Origin of the sequence: Streptomyces odonnellii (assembly GCF_000981895.1) — a bacterium.
Taxonomy (GTDB): domain Bacteria; phylum Actinomycetota; class Actinomycetes; order Streptomycetales; family Streptomycetaceae; genus Streptomyces; species Streptomyces odonnellii.
Genome location: NZ_LATD01000465.1, coordinates 1 through 1,021, shown reverse-complemented (window position 1 = coordinate 1,021; position 1,021 = coordinate 1). Strand labels below are relative to the sequence as shown.

Annotated in this window: 1 protein-coding gene; it reads right to left on the bottom strand. The window is 72.2% G+C overall.

The window, feature by feature from the left end:
• Window positions 1-6: 6 nt before the first annotated feature.
• Window positions 7-837 carry a YceI family protein gene (locus tag WH07_RS33100; RefSeq protein ID WP_046508365.1) on the bottom strand — a complete coding sequence of 277 codons (831 nt, stop codon included), beginning with the start codon at window positions 835-837 and terminating at the stop codon, window positions 7-9.
• Window positions 838-1,021 lie beyond the last annotated feature (184 nt).

Below are 1,021 nucleotides of genomic sequence, written 5' to 3'. Positions count from 1 at the left end.
CCCCGCTCACGCCACCGGCAGGCTCTCCCCCCGTACCGCCTGGATATCCAGCTCCACCCGCAGCGTCGTGCCGATCGCCGCGACCCCCGCCCGTACCACCTGGTTGTAGTTCATCGCGAAGTCCTCGCGGCTCAGTTCGGTGGTCGCGTGGAAGGCCGCCCGCTCGCCGCCCCACGGGTCGGGCCCCGTGCCCAGATAGCTGAGGTGCAGATCCACCTCGCGGACGACACCGTGCAGCGAGAGCCGCCCGTGCACCGTCCAGCGGTCGGGGCCCGCCGGGGTCAGTCCCGTACCGCTGTACGTGATCTCGGGGAAGCGTTCGACGTCCAGGAAGTCGGGCGACTTGAGGTGCTTGTCGCGCAGCGCGTTCCCGGTGTCGATGCTCGCCGCGGTGATGACCGCCTCCACGCGCGACTCCTCGTACCCGCCCGCCGCGTCGCCGGCGATCTCGATCCGGCCGCCGAACTCCTTGAACCGCCCGTGCACGCTGGAGATCCCGAGGTGCTGTGCGACCGCTCCGACCGACGAGTGCGCCGGGTCCAGGCTCCAGGCGCCCGGCGGCGGCAGCTCGGCGCCGCCCTGCCGGGCCAGTACGACCGTACCGACCTCGGCCCGCCCGCTCCGTGTCACCAGCGCGGTGGAGGCGACGGGCGCGTAACCGACGGCCGTCACGATGACGGTGTACGGGCCCGGCGCCAGCGCCACGTCGGACCGGACGCTGCCGTCCTCCTCGGCGCCGGTACGCAGCACCTGGGCGCCGGTCATATCGGTCATGGTCACGACCGCGTGCTGGACGGCCCAGCCGTCCCGCGTCCGTACCTGTCCGCGAAGCCCCATCGCGCTTACCTCTCTGCTGTTGCCGCTGTCTGTGCGGACTCTGCTGAGCGGGCTTCCGCCCGGTCTTCTCCGCCCGGTGTTTCTGCTCGCTGGCACTGTCAACGAGCCGTGCTCGTACTGTCAACGGCCAACCGGGCCCCGGTGGTTGCGGGCATACGGGCCGTCCCTGCCCACCGCCCCCCAC